Annotated in this window: 18 protein-coding genes; 2 read left to right on the top strand and 16 right to left on the bottom strand. The window is 36.2% G+C overall.

What is annotated here, in order from left to right:
• Window positions 1-5 precede the first annotated feature (5 nt).
• Both AC4BB7_RS08860 and AC4BB7_RS08855 read right to left on the bottom strand, forming a co-directional pair.
• Window positions 6-902, bottom strand: coding sequence for an SGNH/GDSL hydrolase family protein (locus tag AC4BB7_RS08860; RefSeq protein ID WP_490482781.1), 897 nt, complete (start codon window positions 900-902; stop codon window positions 6-8).
• Between the two features lie 162 nt (window positions 903-1,064).
• Entirely contained in the window at window positions 1,065-1,907 is an 843-nt protein-coding gene (locus tag AC4BB7_RS08855; protein ID WP_086313045.1) for a DegV family protein, read from the bottom strand.
• A 130-nt stretch (window positions 1,908-2,037) separates the two neighbouring features.
• On the opposite strand from AC4BB7_RS08855, the gene trhA reads away from it, so the two are divergent.
• Window positions 2,038-2,691, top strand: coding sequence for a PAQR family membrane homeostasis protein TrhA (trhA, locus tag AC4BB7_RS08850; RefSeq protein WP_170922944.1), 654 nt, complete (start codon window positions 2,038-2,040; stop codon window positions 2,689-2,691).
• A gap of 161 nt (window positions 2,692-2,852) precedes the next feature.
• Complete coding sequence (locus AC4BB7_RS08845; RefSeq protein WP_010761341.1) at window positions 2,853-3,053, top strand: hypothetical protein; 201 nt, start codon at window positions 2,853-2,855, stop codon at window positions 3,051-3,053.
• A gap of 77 nt (window positions 3,054-3,130) precedes the next feature.
• On the opposite strand, the gene AC4BB7_RS08840 is transcribed toward AC4BB7_RS08845, so the two are convergent.
• The 14 genes from AC4BB7_RS08840 to AC4BB7_RS08775 form a co-directional block, all read right to left on the bottom strand.
• Window positions 3,131-3,643 (bottom strand): adenine phosphoribosyltransferase, encoded by a 513-nt coding sequence (locus tag AC4BB7_RS08840; RefSeq protein ID WP_069644738.1) that lies wholly within the window; start codon window positions 3,641-3,643, stop codon window positions 3,131-3,133.
• A 3-nt stretch (window positions 3,644-3,646) separates the two neighbouring features.
• Window positions 3,647-5,959: a single-stranded-DNA-specific exonuclease RecJ gene (recJ, locus tag AC4BB7_RS08835; RefSeq protein WP_490482780.1), complete on the bottom strand. Its 2,313-nt coding sequence runs from the start codon at window positions 5,957-5,959 to the stop codon at window positions 3,647-3,649.
• Between the two features lie 126 nt (window positions 5,960-6,085).
• Window positions 6,086-6,523: a LapA family protein gene (locus tag AC4BB7_RS08830; protein WP_490482779.1), complete on the bottom strand. Its 438-nt coding sequence runs from the start codon at window positions 6,521-6,523 to the stop codon at window positions 6,086-6,088.
• A 108-nt stretch (window positions 6,524-6,631) separates the two neighbouring features.
• Window positions 6,632-7,432: an SDR family NAD(P)-dependent oxidoreductase gene (locus AC4BB7_RS08825; RefSeq protein WP_490482778.1), complete on the bottom strand. Its 801-nt coding sequence runs from the start codon at window positions 7,430-7,432 to the stop codon at window positions 6,632-6,634.
• A 12-nt stretch (window positions 7,433-7,444) separates the two neighbouring features.
• Window positions 7,445-8,374 carry a ribonuclease Z gene (rnz, locus tag AC4BB7_RS08820; RefSeq protein WP_490482777.1) on the bottom strand — a complete coding sequence of 310 codons (930 nt, stop codon included), beginning with the start codon at window positions 8,372-8,374 and terminating at the stop codon, window positions 7,445-7,447.
• A gap of 68 nt (window positions 8,375-8,442) precedes the next feature.
• Window positions 8,443-9,738 carry a sensor histidine kinase gene (locus AC4BB7_RS08815; protein WP_490482776.1) on the bottom strand — a complete coding sequence of 432 codons (1,296 nt, stop codon included), beginning with the start codon at window positions 9,736-9,738 and terminating at the stop codon, window positions 8,443-8,445.
• Complete coding sequence (locus AC4BB7_RS08810) at window positions 9,731-10,423, bottom strand: response regulator transcription factor (RefSeq protein ID WP_490482775.1); 693 nt, start codon at window positions 10,421-10,423, stop codon at window positions 9,731-9,733. The genes AC4BB7_RS08815 and AC4BB7_RS08810 overlap by 8 nt, the downstream gene beginning before the upstream one ends.
• Window positions 10,424-10,515: 92 nt before the next feature.
• Entirely contained in the window at window positions 10,516-11,088 is a 573-nt protein-coding gene (locus AC4BB7_RS08805; protein ID WP_086313037.1) for a DUF1269 domain-containing protein, read from the bottom strand.
• A gap of 69 nt (window positions 11,089-11,157) precedes the next feature.
• The gene (locus AC4BB7_RS08800) at window positions 11,158-13,038 is read right to left on the bottom strand and encodes a carbohydrate-binding domain-containing protein (RefSeq protein WP_490482774.1); all 1,881 of its coding nucleotides are present in this window, start codon (window positions 13,036-13,038) and stop codon (window positions 11,158-11,160) included.
• A gap of 9 nt (window positions 13,039-13,047) precedes the next feature.
• Complete coding sequence (locus AC4BB7_RS08795; protein ID WP_086313035.1) at window positions 13,048-13,725, bottom strand: DUF4956 domain-containing protein; 678 nt, start codon at window positions 13,723-13,725, stop codon at window positions 13,048-13,050.
• A complete protein-coding gene (locus AC4BB7_RS08790; protein WP_490482773.1) occupies window positions 13,715-14,443 on the bottom strand; it encodes a polyphosphate polymerase domain-containing protein in 729 nt (242 codons plus the stop codon). The genes AC4BB7_RS08795 and AC4BB7_RS08790 overlap by 11 nt, the downstream gene beginning before the upstream one ends.
• A 135-nt stretch (window positions 14,444-14,578) precedes the next feature.
• On the bottom strand, window positions 14,579-15,691 hold the full coding sequence (gene ald / locus AC4BB7_RS08785) for an alanine dehydrogenase (RefSeq protein WP_086313033.1): 1,113 nt from the start codon (window positions 15,689-15,691) through the stop codon (window positions 14,579-14,581).
• A 23-nt stretch (window positions 15,692-15,714) separates the two neighbouring features.
• On the bottom strand, window positions 15,715-16,989 hold the full coding sequence (kynU, locus tag AC4BB7_RS08780; protein WP_490485105.1) for a kynureninase: 1,275 nt from the start codon (window positions 16,987-16,989) through the stop codon (window positions 15,715-15,717).
• Between the two features lie 81 nt (window positions 16,990-17,070).
• On the bottom strand, window positions 17,071-18,258 hold the full coding sequence (locus tag AC4BB7_RS08775; protein WP_490485104.1) for an MFS transporter: 1,188 nt from the start codon (window positions 18,256-18,258) through the stop codon (window positions 17,071-17,073).
• Between the last annotated feature and the right edge of the window lie 134 nt (window positions 18,259-18,392).

Raw genomic sequence — 18,392 nt, 5'->3', positions numbered from 1 at the left:
CTTTATCATTCACTTCCCTTTTTAAGCCATTCATTTTGTGTTTTTACCATTTCATCACGAACTGTACTAGCCATGATTTGATACCCTAAATTATTGGGATGGAAGTGATCTTCTTCATAAAGAGCATTATTTTTGATATCCTGCTCACCACTGGAGGTCATACCAGAAGCTATGTCTTCGCTGCTGACGATCCCTACTTCGTCACCTGCACCTTTATAGAGTAAATCATTGATTGGAATGAAGTATGCGTTTTTCTCTGCTTTGACGATTTCTTCTGTTCCATTGTTCCAACTATCAACTATCTCCTGCATCTCGGTAATATCAGGGAAGTAAAGATAAAAAGGATTGTAGATCCCTAAAACGTAGATTGGTGCATGACCATTATATTTGCGGATCGCTGTTAGTAGTTTGTCTACCTCTTTTTGATATTTTTTTAATGGTTTTTCAAATGAATTTTTTGTTAAGCGAAACACGTCACCCTTGATTACTTTCATTAAATCGTTCCCGCCTACAGTCAATGTAATGACATCTGCTGATGCTAAGCCATCTTGAATTTCTTGACTCTTTTTGATTCTTTTAAGAATTTGATCGCTACGATCCCCATTTTTACCAAAATTATCTGTTTGAACCCCATTCAAATGATAGCGTTCTTGTAAATCACTTGCAACTAATGGAACAAAGCCGCCAGAGTTTGTTAGATCACCAATTCCTTCTGTCAGCGAATCACCAATGGCAGTGTAATGAATCACTTCTTTTGTTTGAGCTTTAGTCGTTTGTTTTGTACCAGTACCTAAAATTGGACCTGCTTTTGGAAGTGCTACAATCAATAATAAAAAAACACTGATAAGCGTTATGAAAAAAAGAGCAAAACTGGACCAATTTTTTTTGAAAAATACTTTCATTGTTTCCCTTCCTTTTCTGTAAATCCTAAAAAATTCAAAAACTTATTGATTTACAGTATTTGGATTTTCTAATTCTTATAAAGTAAATTATCTCTATTTTAAGTTAGTTTGTACAGTAAAATTTTTATTAAAAAAAGCAGATCAGTTTGATCTGCTCAAAACTCAGTCTGTATAGTACATTATAGCGAAAGCACCTTTACCTGTATGCGTTGCAATGACAGGATTTGTGTGCAATACAGGGATTTCCATATCAGGGAACAACGCTTGGAGCCCTTCTTTGAATCCATTCGCTAATTCTAGTCCATCTGCGTGAGAAATACCGATTTGTCGTACATTCGGCAAATGACTTAACTCATTTTTTAGCTCGTCAAACCATTTATTAAAAGTTTTCATTCCTCGTCCTTTAGCAACAGGAATCAATTCTGTATGTTCGAAATCCATAACCACTTTCATATTGAAAATACTAGATAAAAGTCCAGTTGCCCGGCTGATCCGACCGCCCTTCACTAGGTTGTCTAATGTAGATATCCCAATAAAGAGTTTCGTATTTTCTTTAACATGATTGATTTCAGCTAAAATCTCTGGCACGCTTGCTCCGTTTTGGGCAAGTTTAGCTGCTTGGATTACTTGGAATGACAACCCTTGGTCAGTGAAATCACTATCGATCACAGTAACGTTTGCAGAACTGAGATTGCCAGCTTGTCTAGCTGCCTCCACTGTACCGCTCAATCCTTTTGTCATGTGAATTGAAATCACTTCACTGCCATCAGCACCTAAGCGATCATATAGCTCAACAAATTCACCAATAGGTGGTTGGCTCGTCTTGGGTAGTGCTTTTGCTGTACTCATCAATTCCATAAAATGTTCGCCTTCTAAATGATCATCATCAGCATATACTACGCCATCGATCATCACAGATAAAGGCATCATGTGAATATCTAAATCATCGCGTACACTTTTCAGCATTGTGCATGAAGAATCAGTCACAATTTTTACATTTGTCATAATTTTATCACTCTTTCTTTAAAAACAACCTCAATTCGTGGTAAAATACTTTTGAGGCGTGAATGTCTGTTTTTATTATAACAGACAAAGAATTATTTTTCACCAAATTAAAATGAAGGAAGTTGATTTCTTGGAAAAAGTAAAATTCTCCAGAAAATATATGATTTTAAATGAAGTACTTAATGCAGTAACTCATGGGATTGGGGCTGGATTAAGTATTGCAGGGTTAGTGATTTTGCTGGTTAAAGGTGCTCGTCTTGGTTCGGCTGTTCATGTTGTTTCATATGCTATTTATGGGTCGACACTGATTCTCCTCTTTCTATCTTCGACTCTATTTCACAGTCTGATTTTCACGCGGGCAAAGAAAGTCTTTCAAGTTTTTGATCATAGTTCCATTTTCTTATTGATTGCTGGAAGTTATACCCCTTTTTGTTTATTGAGTATCAAAGGCTGGTTAGGTTGGTTATTGTTTGTACTCATCTGGGTAATGGCAATTAGTGGTGTTGTCTATAAATCTTTGACACTCCATAAACAAGAAACGGTAAAAAATGTTTCTACAGTGATTTATATTATTATGGGGTGGCTTTGTATAACTGCGGCAAAACCTTTATACGATTCTTTAGGACCTACAGGTATTGCTCTGCTAGTGGCAGGAGGCGTTTCTTATACTTTAGGTGCTGCATTTTATAGCTTGAAGAGTGTTCGCTTTATGCATGTAGTTTGGCATCTGTTCGTTATGTTGGGAGCTGGATTTATGTTCTTTTCAATTTTACTTTATACTTAAAAAAATACAAAACCCCTTTATTTAAAGGATTTCCGATACTTCTTTTTGATTAATCAAAAAAGAAGTATCTTTTTTTGTATTTATCTCTTTACAAACCGAACAAACATTCGTATAATAACTATACAAACGTTTGTTCGATAAAAATTATGAGGTGATTAAGAATGAAAGCAGTTCGTCGTGGCGGGTTATTATTTGTTGTATTGATTATTGGTATTTTCTTAGGAACATTAGGACTACAGTCCGCTTTACTTATTGTTAGCCCTCTATTTATTATATGGTTCATGTTATGGGATGAAAAAAGATATACTCATACAAGAAAAAAAAATGAACATCAACACTATGTTTATCGTAAGTATCCATAGTCTTTAGCAGGAAGCTCTTTTCCAAAATATAAAAAAAGATCTTCGTTCCTGGTTATTCCAGAACGAAGATCTTTTTTTTAATATTCCATCAATGTAACAATTTCATAACCAGTAATTTTATCTCGTCCATGCAAGTCCATCAATTCGATCAAAAAGGCACAGCCGACAACAATGCCACCTAAAGATTCGATCAATTCAATCGTCGCCTTGATCGTACCGCCAGTTGCTAATAAATCGTCACAAATCAATACTCTTTGTCCTGGGATGATCGCATCCTTATGAAGAGTTAATGTATCAGTACCATATTCTAAGTCATAAGTTACTTCGATTGTTTCACGGGGCAATTTGCCTTTTTTACGAACTGGAGCAAATCCAACACCTAGCTCATATGCGACAGGACATCCTACGATAAAACCGCGTGCTTCAGGTCCTACGACCATATCAATTCTTTTTTCTTTTGCATAATCAACGATTTGTTTTGTTGCTTCACGATATGCCTCACCATTTGCCATCAATGGTGAGATGTCTCTAAAGATGACCCCTTTTTCTGGATAATCCGGAATACTAGCAATATAATCTTTTAAGTCCATTTTCTAAACTTCCTCCTCATTCCACAGCCATTGTTGTAACGTTTCACGATCGCTGTATAACAAAAACTCTTCTGTTTTGATTTTTTTTAGGCGAGTTTGATAGACCTTACTTTCCGTTAATGGATGATTTTCAGGACTTTCAACTTTTCTTAAAACACCGTTTTCTATTGTAACAAATCCTAGATCAAAAAACACCTGAATCATAAAAATTAATAGTTTTTCTTGTATTTTTAAATGTTGTGCCACAACATTTAACTTATAACGAACATCCACTTGTTCTTGTTGTCTCACAAATTTGTATAGTTGCGCATATTGTTCCCTTGTTCCGGTTCCGTTCAAATAGGCTTCTTCTTGAGAAATCCCCATCATATAGACCCGTTCTATTTTAGCAGTTTGTGTGATTTGTTTTAATAAATCCACATCATCTGGGCAATCAACAAAAACTACTTGTTGACTATTCGTTTTTTCAATTCTCTCAACGGTTTCAGTTATAGTACTGAATAAAAACTGATCACTCGTAGGGTCATCGATCAATTTTTGACTATTTTCATTAAAATAGATATATAGAGTATTTGCAACGGGTATCTCTTTTTGACGAGCACTTTTTCCACGTAAATCGAACAATTGAACACCATCAACAGAAAAATCAGTGACCATCAGCTGGGGCTTTTTATTCCCATTCCATTGATTGATCGATAATTGACCTACAATATTGGTTGTGCCCTGACCCAATTCATCTATTTGATTGCCCATCTGAAAGGCAATCGCATCTAATTTAGCACCAATTTGACTTAATTGGAATTTAAGGTGACTTTTATCAGCGCCAATTTGACGGCTTTGTTCAACTGTGACATCTTCAAATAAAAAGTTTGGAACGGGATTATCTGTTCCAAAAGGAGCCAGAATTTTTAGCTGCTGAATAAAAGGGATTGTTGCTTCTTCAACTTTCAGTGATTCATCGAGCAACAATTCTTGACCTTGGGAAAGATCGATCTGATTTACTTCAAGATAATTTGCGAGATGTTTTTTTACTTTATCAATATTTACTACAGGTAAAGTCATACCAGCAGCCATATGATGACCCCCGAAATGAGAAAAGTCTTCCCGAATTTCATTTAGGGCATCATACAAATTCAATGCTGAAACACTACGCCCTGAACCTTTAGCTATTTCGTTATTTTCATCAATTGTCAGTACAATTGTCGGTTTTCCTGTATCTTGCATGATTCGTCCAGCTACAATACCTAAAACACCTTCGTGCCAGCCTTGTTTTGCAACAATATGAATCGGCTCTGTCGAATCAATAAGTTCAAAAGCTTCTTTAGTGATTGTAGCTACGATTTCTTTACGCGTCTCATTTTGACTATTGATATAAGATGCAATTCGTTCTGCTTCTTCTTCGTCAAAGGTAGTCATCAATTCTACTCCTGGAGTTGCATCGCCTAATCTACCTAAAGCATTCAATCGTGGTGCGATCGTAAACCCAATACTCTCTTCACCGATTGCTTCTTTTTTCAACTCTGCCAGATGGATCAAGATGTCTAAACCAATTCTTTCACCGTTTTGAATCATTTCCAGTCCCATTTTGACAAGGACTCTGTTTTCATCGGTCAGCGAAACTAGATCTGCAATTGTTCCAATCGCAACTAAATCAAGAAATTCTGCAGGCAATTCACCTAATAATGCCGTTGCAACCTTAAAAGCCACCCCTACCCCAGCTAAATCTCCAAATGGATAGTGTCCTTCTGGATGTTTTGGATGAACAATTGTAAAAGCATTTGGTAACTCTGGCGGTAGTTCATGATGATCTGTCACAATAACATCAATCCCCTGTTCGGTTGCGAAATTGATGGCTTCATGCCCTGCTACACCATTATCCACAGTAATGATCAGTTGGACACCATTTTCGATTTGTTCTTTAAATACAGCTAAATTAGGACCATATCCATGAATAAAACGGTTTGGCAAGAAGTATTCCACTTCCCCACCAATCAATTCTATCGCTTCTTTCATCACTGTCGTACTTGTAATGCCGTCTGCATCATAATCTCCATAAACTAAGATTTTTTCGCCCTTAGCTACGGCCTCTTGAATTCTCGTAACAGTTTTTTCCATGTCATGCATTAAAAAAGGATCATAAAGATTTTCTATTGTAGGACGTAAAAATACTTCTATCGCTTCCTTTGACTGGATACCACGATGCCATAATAGTTGCCCTAGTAAAGGATTTATTTGTTCATTGGTTAGTATAGTTGAAAATTCTTCAGGTAATTCTGTCTTTTCTCGTAATTGCCACATATATTTTGCTTTTTTCACGACGTCACTCCTAACCAAGTAATTATAGCAAATAGAATCAGAAAACTAAAGAAACTATCCTGAAAATCAACAAATAAAAAAAGCAGAGATAAGCCACTTCTGCTTTCTCTCCGCTTTTTTGTGTTTTTAACTCTCTTCTTCCTTACTTCTTGGTTTAGTAAAATGATCAACACGACTACCAACAGATTCCGCATCTGAGACTGGCGTGATAGGTGTTGGTGCAGCGGTATCATATTTTGCTTGTAATTCAGCCAGTTGATTTTCATATGCCCGCTTTACTTTTTCAACTTCTTCTTGCGCTAATTTATCTGCATCGTTTTTGTACAGTTCAATGTCTTTCTTTAATTCTTTTACTTGTTTCTTTTGCTTCCACATTGTAGTTGTTGAAGTCAGTAGACCAATCAGTGCACCAACAATGGCAGAGCCCAAAATAATGAGGATCAATGGACCTGAGATTTTAGCAAAGCCAAAGTTGACTGGTACTGTCTGATTATTTAATACAGCAAAAATGACAACGATCAGAACCAAAATAAGACCGATAACAACACGCCACTGATTTTTCATAGTTTATTTCCTCCTCTGTATATAGATAACAATATTCCCTTCGCTATCTCTTCGTTTGAGCTTCAGTATATTTTTTACTGAGGTTCATAGGAAAAGCTATGAGGTTTATTATTTCTTATTCAATATTCCACCAGCTAGTAGATCGCCTATATGAGGAAATAATGTGTACAAACGATATGCACCTTCCATCACTTTTGGTCGATTGATTTCACGCTTACAGGTTCCCATGGCATTAACAATTTCTTTCGCTAGTTTGTTTGGTTCTAAAACAAACAAATCAACCGAAGCTAAATAGTCCCCAGAAGGATCCGCTTTATCGAAAAATTCTGTTTGAATAGGACCTGGATTAACTGTTGTCACGGAAATGCCTAATGGCTTTAGTTCTAGACGTAAAGCATTTGAGAAACCTAGGACCGCAAATTTAGTTGCTGAATAAACAGTCGACTTTGCTGTCGCCATCTTCCCAGCCATTGAGGCCACGTTGATAATATGTCCAGTTCCTCTTTCAGCCATTTGAAGGGCTGCTTTTTGAGTAAAGACCATCATACCTAAAACATTTACTTCAAACATATTTCTAGCAACAGCTAAATCAATATCTATGAAGTTTTCAAAAATTCCAAAGCCAGCATTGTTCACTAATATATCGATTGGGCCAACTTCTGATTCGATTTTATGAAAAACATTCTCTACATTCTCAGGATCTGAAATATCTAGTTGGAAAGAGAATGCTTGTTTTCCACTTAACTCTTCACATGTTTCTTTGACTTTCCCAATCAAATTGATGCGTCTAGCACACACCACCACAATTGCCCCTTTTTTTGCTGCTTCATAACAAATTTGTTCCCCTAAACCAGCAGAACCACCTGTTACAACAACAATTTTATCTGTTAAATCCTGTCCCTTAAACATTCTATTTCCCCCTTACTCAGATTTAAATGGAATCTCTACAATTTCCATATCCTTAACGATTTTTGTGTTAGGAAAAATTTCTTTCGCTTCATTTTCTAACTGGATAATATCTCCTGTTAAATAGCGGGCGCTGATATGAGTGAGTATTAGTTTTTCCACTTGAGCTTTTGATGCAACTTCTGCTGCATGGTGACTTGTGGAATGATAATAAGCTTTCGCCATTTTTTCTTCGTCTTTATTGAATGTACTTTCGTGAACTAAAACATTCGCCTTTTCTGCAAGTAATATACTATTTTGTGTTTTTCTTGTATCACCTAAAATTGTAACGATTCTGCCTAGTTTTTTTTCACCAACAAAATCTTTACCGTTGATTACTCGTCCGTCTGGTAATTCTACAGATTCTCCTCGTTTGATCTTGCCGTATATTGGCCCTGACGGAATGTTTAAAGCAGCTAATTTATCTACTTGTAATTCCCCTTCGTGATCAGCTTCTACGATTCGATAACCAAAGCTCGCAATTCCATGATCTAGCGCTTTACATGTTACAGTAAATTGTTTGTCAGAAAATACGATACCTTCTTTGATTTCAATAAACTTAAGTTCATACGAAAGCCGCGTTTGCGAGACTTTTAATGCTGTCCGAACGAAATCAGCAATACCAACGGGTCCGTAAATCTCTAGTTTCTCATTTCCACCTTGGAATGAACGACTGCTTAACAAACCTGGCAATCCAAAAATATGATCTCCATGAAGGTGAGTAATAAAAATTTTTTCGATTTTTCTTGGGCGAATATTACTTTTTAAAATTTGTAATTGTGTTCCTTCACCACAATCAAATAACCACACAGCATTTCTTTCATCTAATAATTTTAAAGCAATGCTGCTTACATTACGATGCTTTGCTGGAACCCCAGCTCCTGTACCTAAAAATTGTAATTCCATGAGCTACCTAACTTTCTTTAAACTTCTTCTTTATTTTAGAAGAAAGTCGTCGCTTTAGCAAATAATATTTATTTTATAGGAAAACGCAGAACCACTGTTGTTCCTTTTGGTGTTGTATCTTTCAATTCGATTTTTCCTTGGTGTTCATCCACGATCCATTTTGCAATTGCAAGACCAATGCCGTAACCGCCTGTTTTTCGATTTCTTGATTCTTCTACACGATAGAAGCGTTCAAAGACCGCCGTTTTTTTCTCTTCACTAATGCCAATCCCAGTGTCGCTGATTTTAATGAGCCATTGATTATTTTTTACACTTGAAAAAACGACTATTTTTTCACCAGCTACAGTATATTTTAGTGCGTTATCCAACAAAATGATCAGTAGTTGATGCATTCTTTTTTTATCGAAAACGAGTTGTTGATCTTCCCCTAAATCAATAAGAAATTCTTTTCCTTCTGCTACAGCTAATTCTTGATAAGGCATAAGCACCGTATTCAAAAAAGGATTGATTTTCACAGGTTCTTTTTCCAGAGTCAATGAATTGGAATCCGAACGAGCCAGTAAGAGCAAATCACTTGTTAATTGGCTTAAACGTTGAACCTCGTCAAGTGATAAAGCAATTGTTTCTGATTCTTCTAAAATTGTATGGTTTGGCTTAGTAAATAATCGTTCCAGCTTCGCTTGAATGATCGTTAGCGGTGTTCTTAACTCATGAGAAGCATTTTCAACAAATTCCTGTTGTTTTTTCCAGGAAGTCAATATAGGTTTCATAAACCATTTTGAAAGGAAATAACTTAAAGCAATCGATAATAAACCGAAAATAATCATACAAATGATCAGTATTTGCTTAAACTGTTCAACAGTCCCTTTGATTGGATCTGTGTTCACTAAAAGTTGAATATAGGCTATTTGATCTTGATTTTCTACAGGTAGTGTGATCGAGTGAAAGTGTAAAGAACGACCGTTACTGTCATTTGTTTGGATACTACTAATGTTATGTAAATTTTTAGTTGATAACGTTAAGTTTTGAAAATCGTAATAACGAGAGCCTAACTCAGCTTTGTTGGCTATTTTGCCTTCTTTGGTCCAAAGAATCACCTGTTGTTGAAAATTGTTTGGAGGTGGTGTGTCTAACTTGCCTAGTGGACGTGAATTGTCTTGCACTTGCTGGGATTTCGTTAATTGATGTTGTAAAAATTTTTGATCATCAGCAAGTCGTTGCAAATCATGATCCACAGTTTGGTACATAGACGTTTGAACTAATTGAAAAACGATCAAACCTAATATCAAAAAAATACTTGCAAATGAAATTAAGTTCATCAAGAAATAATTAACTCGTTGCTTTTTACTTAGTTGCTTATTCATGGTCCTGTCCCTCCGGTACTTCAAAGAGATAGCCAACATTTCGTAAAGTTCTAATCCAATGATCGATTCCCCATGGTTTCAAATTTTTTCTCAGATTACTCATATAAACCTCTACAACTGTTAATGTTGTGTCAGACTGAAACCCCCAAATTCGATCAAATAATTGATCTTTCGTAATAATTCGTCCCTTGTTTTGCATCAAATAATGCAATAGATCGAATTCTTTTCCCTGAAGTGTTAATTCATTGCCATTAAAGCTTGCTTGACGGTTATCAAGATCTAAACGTAACTTACTAACGATTAGTTCATTTTTCCCATTCATTCCTAGAGCACGTCGTGCAAGTGCCTGAACGCGTAACAATAGTTCTTCTCGGTGGAACGGTTTGGTCAGATAATCATCTCCGCCATTTTTAAACCCATTAACTTTATCTTCCAGATCATCTTTAGCAGTTAATATCAAAACAGGTGTATATATATTTTTCTTTCTTAAAGCTGTTAAGATCTGTTCACCAGACATTGAAGGCAACATCAAATCCAAAACGATCAAATCATAGATCCCACGTTCTCCTTCGTATAACGCCTCTTCTCCATCATAAACTTGAACAATTTCACCGAGTTCAGATAGAATCTCTAAAATACTATCTGATAGGATCTCATCATCTTCTACTAATAACAGTTTCAGCACTTACTTTCACATCCTTATAATCAAAAAAGAAGACGTGTAGAAATAGTTTCTGTCACGTCTTCTAGTTTATTTATTTTGCCACTGATGATCGACTAATGTTCATTTTTATCATCGGAATCTTGTTTTTTATCTTGCCAAGATTTTTCAGCTGAATCTTTTGTTTCTTTTTCTACAGCTTTGGCATCTGTAATTTCTTTTTCTACATCTTCAAAATCTAAACGGGTAATTTCTCCGCCTAATTCGTTCATGATTAATTGATTTAACGGACGATTATCCTCTTCCTCAGCAATCAAGATCAATCCTGTTTCTCCGTCACCAATTTGCTTTGTTACGTGTTCAAAGACGGTCTGAGCGCCTTGGATTTCTTTAGCATCTTGAGAAGCTCCGAATAAACTTCCTGCAAACCAACCAAGTAAAATTCCCAAGGGTCCTCCTAATATGCCGATCAGCATTCCGATCATACTATTTTTTGCAGTATGGTTATTGCCTGTAAAGTCAATAAAATCATCAATTTTAAATTGGTGTACACCATCGTTTACATGGGTTACTACCGCCATTTGTTCGCCCTTGATTTTTTGTTCCACATACAATTTCTTTATTTCTGAAAATGCTTGGTAAGCTTGACTCTCTACTTCAAAATGCATAATAATAACTCGCTTAGACATATAACCACCTCGTTCTATTTGATACTCTTATTCTATCAATAAACTAGCTATAAACGCAATGAAAATCAATTATTTAGGTGGTTGACCTCCAGGGCCGCCGCCCATTTGGTTGCCGGAAACTTCTGCACCGGTTTGGTCTACTGAAGTCAGCACATCCTCGATTGAAATTTTGGCAAGTTCTGTTCCACTTGAATAGTTACTATCACTGTACAATCCATTTTTTTCCATGCCAGAGTCCTTACCGCCAGTGAATAAAGTCACAGTTTCATCTACTATTAACTCAGGTGAGCTAATAGTAATATGTGAAAAACTCTTTTCTGGTGCAAATGAAAGAATTGTATCTCCTGCTCTATTGCTCAAATTAACTAAAGTTCCTTCTTTTTGAGTATCGTCAAAGTAAAGACTCAATGTCGCTTGTGAGGAAATGTCACTAGCACTCATTGCCATACCCGAGCTGCCGCTTGCAGCAAGAATACCACCATCCATCGTAAAGCTTCCATCATAATCTAGTGCTGCATTTCCGTTGTCTGTTGGTCCATTGACGATCAACGTTCCAGCAGTCATCCGAACATCACCATTACTATCGATTCCGTCGCCATCGGCATTTACATAGATAGTCCCACCATTTACTTCTATAAATTTAGTACTATCTAAAGCTTCGCCAGGTTGTCTGGTACCAGTGCCTGGTTCACCAAATGAATCTGCACCAAACCGCCCTTCTTGATCTGCTTCATCAGAACTTCCTCCTGCAGCATTGATTCCATCATCTGAAGCATTGACAGTAATATCTCCATCATTGATTATAACTGAGGCCCCTTCTAATCCCTCATAAGAATGGTCTATATTGATTGTTCCATTGTTGATCAGCAAATCTGTATCAGCATGAATCCCGTCATCGCCACTTGCTAATTTAAACGTACCATTGTTGATTGAAATAGCAGCATTTGAATGGATTGCATCATCCGCTGTATTAAAATCAAAGTTTCCCTCATCTATAACAATATTTCCAGAAGCTTTCAGTCCTTTAAAACTAGCTGTTGTGTCAATCGATTGCTCTTCATAACCATCGGCCGTCTGTATTTTAAGATCCGCTTGTGCAATGGATAGATTTGTTTCAGCCTGAACACCATCATTTCCTGAATAAATCGTAAAAGTTCCGCCATCAAGTGCAATCCAGCCTTTGTCAGTTTCAGTACTGTTATTAGCTTGAATCCCGTCACCTTCAGTCGTTTTTAAAGAGAAAGTCCCGTCAGCAATTGAGATAGAGTCTTTGCCTTTGATAGCATTATTCTTAGCAGTTACATTGATGGTTCCGTTTGTAATAACTAGATCATCTTTACTCCGGATACCGTTACTATAATTACCAGAAACTTCTAGAGTTCCAGTCCCATTGATTGTTAAATCATCTTTACTGAAAAAAGTAGCATCAGGTTCTGTTTCTTCTGTAGAAGTGAAATTGTATTTATTTCCATCTGAAAGGCTATTTTCCGAATTTTCAGCTAGTGTTGTGATTACTTTTTTAGCCTGCTGAACATAAATTGCAGATGATGTGTCATTGGTGATTGTAACAGTATTTAATATTAGGTGGACTGTTTCGTCATTCGCTACGATTTTTATTTGTCCGTTGTAACTACCAGTTAAAATATACGTCCCGCCTGCTGTGATAGAAAGCGTATTATCTTTTTCAGATACGCCTGAACCTTCAATTTTGCTGCCGGAATCTATCAGCTCAATTTTGGTTGCTGTTTTTTCGTCATAACTCTCATCAAAATCTTCGTCATCGTATTTACCATATTTTGTTTCAGATGTTTTTTTAGCCTCTTGAACTGACACACTTTGTTCTTTACTTGAATTTGCAGTTGTCAGACTGTTTGTTTCTTCTTTAGCACATCCAGTAAATAGAATGAGTAAAATTGTTAATGCTGTTAAACCAAATTTATTTATTTTCATTTTATCCACCTACAATTCTTCTCTATTCGTTGAAACTTTCCCAGAAACAATCGTCAAATTCCCATTTCTTATGCGTATAGCATCCATTAGCTCTTTTTCTCTTGTATTATCTTTTAGAGTGATTCGATATCGAAGTTCATATAAACTACCCATGTTAGTTGTTTTTACTGAGTCTAGACTAGCTGAATAAGTGTACTGCTGAAATAAGTCATCAAATAGACCTGGGTAATCTAAATCCTCGGGAATCGTGATCTTTACTTCCCTTTCAGAAATTTTTTGTTTTTCGCCAAAATGAATCGTATTTAAAAGCAGTAAGAAAATGGCAATAATCAAAGAAAATAATACAATATAACTAACATAGCCCATTCCTGTAGCAAGACCAATCCCCATTGACCAAAAAATGCTAGTGATTTCTCTAGCTCCACCAGCAACTGAACGGAATCTGATTAAGCTAAATGCACCTAAAACAGCAACACCTGTTCCTAAATTCCCGTTGACTAGCATGATTACCAATTGAACTAAAATAGGTAGAATAGCTAAAGTAATGACAAAGTTTTTGCTATAAACATTTCTGTACATATGAATAAAAGCGACTAATAAACCCAATAAAACTGAAGTAATAATACAAACTAAAAGTTGTTTGATTGACAAATCAACTGAACTTTCCACTAATAGACTAGACAACATGCTGAAAATCCTCCTTACAATATAGGTAACGTTGGTATGTTTGTGCATATTTTGAAAATGATGTTGGATAAATCTCAAGTTCTCCTAAGATTTCTGAAAACCATACTGGATAAGCTCCTAATGCTTTGACTTCCATTAAAACGTCAATTTCTGGTGCTACTCTATCGCCATGATCATCTAATGTATGACTTAATTGTTCTTTTCGGTAGCGAATATTAAAATCAAAAGTAATCCGAAAATCTTCATTTTCTGACGCAAATAACGCTCTTCGATCGTAAGCAATCATCACTTTAGGTTCTAATCTTTTTCGAGCGAACAACCAATCTATTTCTTGTTTGATTTGTTGATCTTTTGTAGTTTTCAACTGAAATGAATGAGGTTTTTTAAGATATTTTTTTGCTGTGCGATAAGGCAATGCTACTCTCCTTTTATAAACCACACCACTGACTTTCTTTTTTATTTCAAGAAAAACAGTGCTATCTTCGTTTGGAAGACCATAACTTCTAATGCGGAATTTTTCTTTATAAACTGGCTTTGCGATGGAGTTTCGAATCATCTCATAATTTTCTGTATCAAAATAGATAGAAATAATGGTGTGTAATCCATATTCATCCTCTTCCATGTAAGGCTGTAATTTTCTCTTTAATTGTTGGTACACGATGTTAGTCAGTGCATATTTTTTTTCTTTTCGTTGAAAACTGTTTTTTAGTTTAACCATTCTATCTCCTCCTTTGACTAAATTCAGTATATAAAAGAAAACATAAACGAACCTTAAAGGGAGAAAGAAAAAGTCATCCTATTACTGAATAACAAACTCACTCAGTGATAGGATGACTCGAAGAACGTATTCAATTTAGTTTAATAGCTCTAATACCGGGGTATACTCCTTGTTTTGATCTTTTGCTACAGCCTCCATAGTTAAGTGCTTTTTATACGTATTGATCCCTGTTGAGACAGTTTCATTTTCTTTTGCTGCACGTACAATCCCTTTGTTAGCGATCGTAACAGCATATGGAATCGTAGCATTCGTCAAGGCAAATGTAGAGGTTCTAGGAACTGCTCCAGGCATGTTTGCTACAGCGTAATGAACAACGCCATGCTTAACATAAGTTGGATTATCATGTGTGGTGATTTGATCTGTCGTTTCAAAAATTCCACCTTGATCAATTGCAATATCGACAATAACAGCACCTGGTTTCATTTGTTTGACCATTTCTTCAGTGACAAGTTTCGGTGCTTTGGCTCCTGGGATCAGGACTGCTCCTATCACCACATCCGCTTCTTTTACTTTTTTCTCAATATGGTAGGCATTAGAGATCAATGTTTGTACATTATTTCCAAAAAGATCATCTAGTTCAGCTAATCGATTAGGATTAACATCTAAGATTGTTACTTTGGCCCCTAGACCAATAGCAATTTTGGCGGCATTTGTTCCTGCTACGCCGCCACCTATAATAACCACTTTCCCTCTTTCAACACCAGGAACACCAAAAAGTAAAATGCCTTCTCCACCTTTCGGCTTTTCTAAAAACTGTGCCCCGACTTGTACGGACATTCGACCTGCAACTTCGCTCATCGGTGTCAACAACGGCAGGGTATGATTGAGACTCATCGTTTCATAAGCAACAGCAGTCACATTGTTTTCGATCAAAGAGTCGGTCAATTCAGGTTCTGGTGCTAGATGAAGATAGGTGAATAAAATCAAGTCATCGTGAAAATACTGAAATTCTTGTTTTAATGGTTCTTTCACTTTTATAACCATATCAGATTGCCAAACTGCAGCAACATCCGTTTCAATTTCAGCGCCTACATCTTCAAATTCTTGATCCGTAAAACCTGAACCAATACCAGCTGAACTTTCTACCACTACTTGGTGACCATTGTTGATCAAGCTAACAACGCCAGCTGGTGTAATAGCTACTCTGTTTTCATTGTTTTTGATTTCTTTTGGAATACCGATACGCATGATTTTCACCTCACTGATTTATTTTATACGACTAATGTTCGTTCGTTACTGAACTGTTGATATTTTTTATTGATGGCGATGTCTTCTAAAGTTTCAACCAATGTGTATACTTCTTCATAGGTGTTATATAAAGCAATAGGCGCTAAACGAATAACATTTGGTTCTCTGAAATATGGAATGATATTTGCTACTTTTAACGCCTTACAAATTCGATAAGCTTCATCGTGTTCTAAACAAACATGACCGCCTCGCTTACTATCTTCACGAGGATTTCCAACAGCATAACCATATTTCGCAAGTTTTTCATCGATCAGATACATTAGATACGCAGTAATCGATAGTGATTTTTCACGAATCTTATCCATCCCTACTTCATTGAAAATCCCTAGTGTACCTTCTAATGGGGCCATTGCCAAGAAGCTCGGAGAACCAATTTGCCAGCCACTCGCATCATGTTGGTGCTCAAATTCATGTTTCAGTTCAAACTGAGTATCATCCTTATTGCCCCACCAACCAGCTAAACCTGGTGCTTCTTTAAAATGCTTCTGATTCATATAAAGTCCGGCGATAGATCCAGGACCAGCAGATAAATATTTATACGTACACCACACAGCAAAATCAGGATCTACATCTTTAAAATCCATTGGTATTGCGCCAATCGCATGACACAAATCCCAACCTATTAAAATTCCTCTTTGATGCGCTGCTTTTGTTACCCGTTTCATATCTAAAACTTGCGAACTACGATACAAAACAGTTGGTAATAAAATAATTGCTACATCCTCTGTCATCGCTTCGATAATCGAAGATTCATCAATCAAACGTCCATCAGCACTTTTTACCACTTTCACAGCGTCTTTAGGATCATATCCTCTTAATCGAACTTGACTGTCAATCGCATAACGGTCTGTCGGAAAATTCAAATCATCAACTAAAATTTTGTAGCGTTCTTTCGTTGGTTTGTATAAAGTACTGATACATTGATGGATATTAATTGTTGTACTACCTGTAATCACAACTTCTTCTGGGTACGCATTGATCAGTGGTGCCGATAACTCTCCTAATTTACCTGCATAATGAAACAAACCATCCCACAATTTGATACCTTCCTTTTTCCAAATATCCATCATATTTAGTAAGGCTTTTTCAGCATCTTTAGAAGCTAGTCCAAGAGAATTACCATCCATGTATATTTCACCTGGCTGAACATAAAAGCGATCTCTGATATTTCTAAGTGGATCTTTCTCATCTAATTCTTGCGCAAATGCTAAATCTGTCCGAAAGTTTCTTTCCATCATTCGTCACCTTCCAAGTTTTGATTTTTTATTTAAAAGAAGTCTTTCCTTAGAACGAAAACACTTCCCTGTTTACAAGTTGAATTACACCAACAAATTCTCATTCTTTTTACTTATTTTAATGAATCCCAAAATTGCGAATACCGCGAGTAGTCCTACACCACCAAGTAAATAAATAGCCATTGACCAAGATTCACTTGATTCACTCACTTTTGTAACAAGCGGAGTTCCTATAAAAATTCCGACATAATAAAATAGATTGATAAAAGAAATACTCGCGCCAATCAATTGCTCTTGTTTTACTACTTTTGGCGCTAAAATCATCACACAAGAAGAAGCTAGACTCGCTCCAGCTGAAAGTGCAAAGAGTTGTGCTATAAACGTGAAATTACTGGATAAAAAGCCCATCCATAGTGTGGCGACTAACATCAATACAAATGAACAAAAAATAATCATCTTTCCTTTTTTTGTTTTATCGATCAAGTAACCCGCTAAAGCACCAAATGGGATTCCAAATAATCCGAAATAACCAGTATAACGATTGGCTAGTACTTCTGATAGTCCGTATTGTTGGATATAAATCTGTGGATAAAGATTGATAAAAGCGAATAAGATAAACGCCATACAACCTTGAGCGAGCGCTAACCACCAAATCGCCTTATTTTCAATCGCTTTTTTGAATGAACCCTTTTTTTCTTTGGCAACCGATCGACTCGTTGGTTCATCTAATAAGAAGAGATACAGACATAACAATAATAATGATACTCCTGCGATAACTAACCAAAGTGAACGTAAGCCGTAAGCCTGTGACAAGGGTTTAAATAGATTCATCGCTAACATTGAACCTAATGCTGAAAAAGTTCCCCAAATCCCCGTTGCAATCCCGCTATTCCCCTCTTTAAACCAAAAATTGATTAAGACGATCCCAACCATAATGATCATTGAAAACGAAATCCCTTCAATGGCCCTTGAAATCAATAATGACCAAAAATCATGAGTGAACGCACCCCAAACATTGCCGATCGCTAAACAACCCATCAATCCCATTAATAATTTTTTAGGGCCAAATCGCGTGACCAACGTCCCTCCAGGAATTGCTAGAAAAATTCCGGAAACCGTAAAAATCGACATTAACCATGATACTAAAGAAAGACTTACACCTAGAGTTTGACCTAATTCATTTTGGATCGGAACCAATTTTAATTGACTTAAAGAGACAATTACTCCACCTAGATACAATAACAAAAATTTTAACCATCTGTTTCTTACCATAAAGAACGCTCCTTTTCGGTCTGTCTTTTTAGATTGAAGAAACAACGCATCTACTAGTAAATGATCACGTCATCTTAAGATAAGTTAATCATAACGAATTTTTCGTTTTTTTGTATATAAAAATATGAATGAAT

The sequence above is a fragment of the Enterococcus sp. AAFC-DPL-5182 genome (assembly GCF_058216605.1).
This window is presented reverse-complemented; position numbering and strand designations above follow the sequence as displayed.